The 5,693-nt window shown below is 69.6% G+C and carries 6 protein-coding genes; 3 read left to right on the top strand and 3 right to left on the bottom strand.

Translation table 11 applies throughout. The features are described from left to right. Window positions 1–85 precede the first annotated feature (85 nt). The 3 genes from DK254_RS33380 to hmpA are packed head-to-tail and all read right to left on the bottom strand — an operon-like array spanning window position 86 to window position 2,757. A complete protein-coding gene (locus DK254_RS33380; protein WP_109937251.1) occupies window positions 86–1,276 on the bottom strand; it encodes an NnrS family protein in 1,191 nt (396 codons plus the stop codon). Further along, the gene (locus DK254_RS33375) at window positions 1,263–1,520 is read right to left on the bottom strand and encodes a transmembrane sensor/regulator PpyR (RefSeq protein ID WP_089391967.1); all 258 of its coding nucleotides are present in this window, start codon (window positions 1,518–1,520) and stop codon (window positions 1,263–1,265) included. The genes DK254_RS33380 and DK254_RS33375 overlap by 14 nt, the downstream gene beginning before the upstream one ends. 55 nt (window positions 1,521–1,575) lie before the next feature. Continuing rightward, a complete protein-coding gene (hmpA, locus tag DK254_RS33370; RefSeq protein WP_109937250.1) occupies window positions 1,576–2,757 on the bottom strand; it encodes an NO-inducible flavohemoprotein in 1,182 nt (393 codons plus the stop codon). 156 nt (window positions 2,758–2,913) lie between these two features. Here hmpA and norR point away from each other — a divergent pair, with 156 nt between their 5' ends. From norR to queD, 3 genes are all read left to right on the top strand, one after another. Then, complete coding sequence (gene norR, locus DK254_RS33365) at window positions 2,914–4,461, top strand: nitric oxide reductase transcriptional regulator NorR (RefSeq protein WP_109937249.1); 1,548 nt, start codon at window positions 2,914–2,916, stop codon at window positions 4,459–4,461. 54 nt (window positions 4,462–4,515) lie between these two features. Beyond that, complete coding sequence (locus DK254_RS33360; protein WP_109937248.1) at window positions 4,516–5,004, top strand: carboxypeptidase-like regulatory domain-containing protein; 489 nt, start codon at window positions 4,516–4,518, stop codon at window positions 5,002–5,004. Between the two features lie 87 nt (window positions 5,005–5,091). Then, a complete protein-coding gene (gene queD, locus DK254_RS33355) occupies window positions 5,092–5,448 on the top strand; it encodes a 6-carboxytetrahydropterin synthase QueD (RefSeq protein ID WP_089391973.1) in 357 nt (118 codons plus the stop codon). The last annotated feature ends 245 nt before the right edge of the window (window positions 5,449–5,693 follow it).

Below are 5,693 nucleotides of genomic sequence, written 5' to 3'. Positions count from 1 at the left end.
CTACAGGGGAATGGCATGGCTCGGGCAGCGTAGGAGCGGACTCCGTCCGCGATGGACCGCGCCCACACCCCACAGGATGACTCCCCTACCCCGGCTGCCCGTCGATCCGAGCCTTCCACAGCATCGGCCCGTAGTACCCGGCGAAGATCAGGAACGCCAGCGACCAGCACAGCGCCGCCAGCTGCAGGCCGCCCAGCGGCAGCCACCACACCACCACCACCCGCGCCAGCACGCCCAGGTTGAGCAGGGCGAAGCCCCAGGCCATCGCCTTCGGCGGCTGCAGCGCGCGGCCGGTGTGGCCGAGGCTGACGCGGGCGATCATCGCCAGGATCAGCCCGCCGACGCCGCCCACGGTCAGCGCGTGCAGCGGCAGGCTGGACGGCAGCGCCGCGCCGGCCGCGGACGCCGCCAGGCCGAACAGCGCCAGGGTCATCCAGGCATACGCCAGGTGCAACGACCACAGCAGCGGCACGTTCCACAGGTCGCGGTCGTACCAGCGCCACAGGCGCACCAGGTGGCCCAGGCCGAGCAGGCCGAACAGCACCGCCAGCAGCGGCCCCGGTTGCAGGGCCGGGCCAGTGGCGCTGAGCACCGCCAGCAACGCGCCGCCCAGCAGCAGCGCCCAGTCCAGCCACGGCCAGGCCGGCACCTGGGCGGTACGCCCCAGGCCGCGCTGGGTGAAGAAGGGAATCACCCGCCCGCCGATCAGGCTCATCAGCGCCACCACCAGCCACAGCGCCGCCAGGACGCCGCCACGCTGCCAGGCCTCGTTGCCCAGCGCCTGGCCGGCCATGACCTGGGCATCGGCCAGGGTCAGCAGGACCAGCACCATCAGCACCGGGTAATTGCGCGTCTGCCGCACCTGGTAGAGGCTGCGGCCGACGAACCAGGCCAGCGCCGGCGGGAAGGCCAGCTCCAGCACGGCCGCCAGCCACCAGGGCGCGCCCAGCAGCCAGGCCAGCCGTGCCGCCAGCCAGAGCAGCGCCAGATTGCGCAACGGCGCGCCACTGAGGCCCGGGCGGCCGGTCCAGGTCTGCACCGCGGTGAGCAGGAAGCCGGCGATGATCGCCAGGGCGAAGCCGAACACCATCTCGTGGCGATGCCAGCCCAGCCAGCCGCCCAGCGGCTGCCACCCGGGCAGCCAGCCGGCCAGCGCGGCGAGCCAGAGGAAGATGGCGAGCGCCGCGAACAGCGCCCCGCCGAGGAAGAAAGGACGGAAACCCAGCCGCCACAGCGGCGGGATCGCCAAAAGAACCTTGCGATCAACCAACAGCACAACAGACCTCCCAGCCCGGTTGGCGCATCTGCCGCTGGGCGATCAGGCGCAGCACGTAGCCCAGCTTGATGGCGGTCGGCCCGAGGACGGTCAGGGCGTGGGCGGCCACCAGTTGCGGCAGGTTGAGGAAGGCGTCGATGAAATAGGCGCCGAAGATGCCTCCCAGCAGCATAGCGGCACCTGCGCTGAGCAGGGCGTTGGAATGGCCGAGATTGCGTTGCGGACAGGAGAAGAAACCTTTCATCACACACCTCCGGTAGTTCGGGGTGGCCGGCCCGCGGGGGCCGGCCGGTCTTGCGTCAGGCCTCCAGCGCGCTGGCGGGGCCGAAGAACTCGTAGTGGCACTGCTTTTCGGGCACGCCCAGCTCGCGCAGGTGGCGCTTCACCTGGGCCATGAACGGCTTGGGCCCGAGGAAGTAGGCGTCCAGGTCGCGTTGCGCCGGCAGCCAGTTGCTCAGCAGTTGCTGGCTGATGAAGCCCTCGGCATCGGCCTGGTCCTGCTCGCGCGGTTCGCTGTAGCAGAAGAAGTGCAGCAGCGTCGGGTGCTTGCGCGCCTGGTTCTCGATGAACTCGCGGAAGGCGTGCACGCCGCCGTGGCGCGCGCAGTGGATGAAGTGCACCACGCGGCCGGCGTCCAGCGCCCGCTGCAGCATGGCCAGCGACGGGGTGATGCCGACGCCCGCGGTGATCAGCGCCAGCGGCTTGTCGCTGTCGCCCAGGACGAAGTCCCCGGCCGGCGGGAACAGGTCGATCTCGTCGCCTTCGTGGAGCTGGTCGTGCAGGTAGCTGGAAACCCTGCCTTCGGGCTCGCGCTTGACGCTGATGCGGTACTCGCGGCCGTTGGCCGGGGCCGACAGCGAATAGTTGCGGCGCACTTCCTCGCCATCCAGCTCCAGGCGCAGGCCGATGTACTGGCCCGGCTCGAAGTCCAGCAGCGCGCCGCCGTCCACCGGTTGCAGGTAGAAGGAGACGATCTCCTCGCTCTCGGCCACCTTGCGCGCCACGCGGAAGCGCCGCGCACCGCGCCAGCCACCCTCTTCGGCGGCATTGCGGGCGTACACCGACTCCTCGGCGCCGATCAGGATGTCGGCCAGTTGCTGGTAGGCCGCGGCCCAGGCGGCGATCACCTCGTCGGTGGCGATTTCCTCGCCGAGCACCTCGCGGATGGCCCGCAGCAGGCAGGAACCGACGATGGGATAATGTTCCGGGAGAATCTGCAGCGACACGTGCTTGTTGACGATCTGCCCCACCAGCGGGCCGAGGCGCTCGAGCTCGTCGATGTGGCGGGCGTACATCAGCACGCCGTTGGCCAGGGCCCGTTGCTGGTCGCCGGACGCCTGGTGGGCCTGGTTGAAGAGCGGGCGCACCTGCGGGTACTCGGTCAGCATCAGCTGGTAGAAGTGCCGGGTCAGGGCTTCGCCACCGGTTTCCAGCAGCGGGACGGTCGCCTTGATCAGGGTGCGGTGTTCGTTGGACAGCATGCGGATCTCCTTGGAACGCAAGACAGGGTGGGATCTGCCTGGGATATTTCAGGAAGCATGCCAAGGTCGCAGCCCAGTATTCCCGGGACTTTCGCCGCAACAGAAGTCATAATGACCAGCATTCATTCGAGTCATATGGACTGCCTAGAGGTCAAAATGACCAGAAACCCCTTGCTTGCCACCCTGCTCCCCCTGGTCGACGACCTGTCCCGCGAGTTGCCCGACGAGGAACGTTACCGCCGCCTGCTGGAAGCCCTGCGCGAACTGCTGCCCTGCGATGCCAGCGCCCTGCTGCGCCTGGAAGGCGAGCAACTGGTGCCGCTGGCGGTGGACGGCCTGAGCCCGGACACCCTCGGCCGCCGCTTCAAGATCGCCGAACACCCGCGCCTGCGGGCCCTGCTGGAACGCCCGGGGCCCACCCTGTTCGACGCCAACTGCGGCCTGCCCGACCCCTACGACGGCCTGGTGGAAGGCGTGCACCTGGAAGTGCACGACTGCATGGGCTGCCCGCTGTACCTGGACGAGCAGCCCTGGGGCCTGCTGACCCTCGACGCCCTCGAGCCCGGGCGCTTCTCCAGCGGCGACCTGGACAACCTGCAGGCCTTCGCCAGCCTGGCGGCCGCCACGGTGAAGGCCAGCCAGCGCATGCTCGACCTGGCCCTGCGCGCCGAGCACGAGCAGCAGCGCGCCGACGCCTACCAGCGCGCCGCCGGCGAGGCCCCGCGCGAGCTGGTCGGGCAGAGCCCGGCGCACCGCCAGCTGGTGGACGAAATCAAGCTGGTGGCCGGCAGCGACCTCAGCGTGCTGGTCACCGGCGAGACCGGCGTGGGCAAGGAACTGGTGGCCCAGGCCATCCACCAGCGCTCGCTGCGCCACACCCAGCCGCTGGTCAGCCTGAACTGCGCGGCGCTGCCGGAAACCCTGGTGGAGAGCGAACTCTTCGGCCACGTGCGCGGGGCCTTCTCCGGCGCCGTGGGCGAGCGCCGCGGCAAATTCGAGCTGGCCGACGGCGGCACCCTGTTCCTCGACGAAGTGGGCGAGCTGCCCCTGGCGATCCAGGCCAAGCTGCTGCGCGTGCTGCAGAGCGGCCAGCTGCAGCGCCTGGGCTCGGACCGCGAGCACCGGGTGGACGTGCGCCTGATCGCCGCCACCAACCGCGACCTGGCCGCGGAAGTGCGCGCCGGGCGCTTCCGCGCCGACCTCTACCACCGAATGAGCGTCTACCCACTGCACGTTCCGCCGCTACGCGAGCGCGGCAACGACATCCTGCTGCTGGCCGGCTACTTCCTCGAGCAGAACCGCCCGCGCCTGGGCCTGCGCAGCCTGCGCCTGAGCGCCGAGGCCCAGGCCGCCCTGCTCGGCTACCCCTGGCCGGGCAACGTGCGCGAACTGGAACACCTGATCGGCCGCGCCTCGCTCAAGGCCCTGGCCGCAAGCCCCGAGCGCCCGCGCATCCTCACCCTGGAGCTCGACGACCTCGGCCTCGACCAGGGCCTGCCGCTCCCCGGAGCCGACAAGGCCACGCCCACCCGCGAACTGCCGAAACCCGGCGTCGAACTGCGCACCGCCCTGGACGACTTCCAGCGCCAGCTGGTCGCCGCCAGCCTGCAGCGCCACGCCGGCAACTGGGCGGCGGTGGCCCGCGAACTGGGGGTGGACCGGGCCAACCTGAACCGCCTGGCGCGGCGGCTGGATCTCAAGTGAGCCGCGCCTGAACTATCTTTCCAGGCGCATAGTCCCGCTTCGAGGAGCCCCGCCATGCGCCACCTGCTCGTCACCCTGCTCGGCCTCGCCCTGGCCGGCTGCATCTCGCCCAACCAGGGCCGGCCGCTGCATTTCGACGAGTTCCCCAGTGCCGAGTACCAGGCGCTGCCGGTCCACGGCAATGGCAGGATCGATGGCCGCGCCTTCCTCCGCACCCGCGCCGGCACCGTTAAGCCGGCGGCCGGCAAGGACGTGGCGCTGATCCCGGCGACGCGCTACATGGCGCCGCTGTACAAGGCCTATCAGGAGCGGCGGCCGCTAGGCGAGCCCGATGCCCGGGCGAAGATCTACACCCGCACGGTGCGCGCCGATGCCGAGGGCCGCTTCAGCTTCGGCCAGGTGCCGGCGGGGCGCTATTACCTGAGCTGCGAGGTGACCTGGGAAACCACCGGCGCCACTGGCCCGACCACGGTGGGCGCGACCGTCATGGCGCCGCTGACACTGCGCGAGGGCGAGGAAGTCCAGGTCGAGCTGACGCGCTGACCTGCCGACGGGGGTATGCCCGGCCGCTCGGCAAAGTGGGTACAATAGGCGGTTGCAATTGCCCACTGATGATCTGAAGGCCACCTCTTGGAACTGTTCAAGGAATTCACTTTCGAGTCCGCCCACCGCCTGCCCCATGTCCCGGAGGGCCACAAGTGCGGCCGCCTGCACGGCCATTCGTTCCGCGTGGCGCTGTACATCGAGGGCGAGGTCGACCCGTATACCGGCTGGATCCGCGACTTCTCCGAGATCAAGCAGATCTTCAAGCCGATCTACGAGCAGCTCGACCACAACTACCTGAACGACATCCCCGGCCTGGAGAACCCCACCAGCGAGAATCTCTCGCGCTGGATCTGGCAGCAGGTCAAGCCGCTGTTGCCGGAGCTGTCGCGGGTGCGGGTGCATGAGACCTGCACCAGTGGGTGTGAGTATCGCGGGGACTGAGGTCGCGCGACGCGCTGTAGGAGCGAGCTTGCTCGAGAACCTTGGCCCCCCGCACCTCCCTTAACCTTGTCATTCCCGCGAACGCGATAACCCAGTGGCTTGGGGGCTTGGTGTAGCGCGCCGCTCCGAGTGCGCTGAGATCTCTCGTTTCGCCCCCTCGGGCGAGTCACTTCTTTCAAACGCCAAAGAAGTAACCAAGAAGGCTTGCCCCGACATACGAGCCCGATGGAGCCGGGCTACCCTCC

The organism is Pseudomonas sp. RW407 (assembly GCF_003176655.1).
GTDB lineage: Bacteria > Pseudomonadota > Gammaproteobacteria > Pseudomonadales > Pseudomonadaceae > Pseudomonas > Pseudomonas delhiensis.
This window is presented reverse-complemented; position numbering and strand designations above follow the sequence as displayed.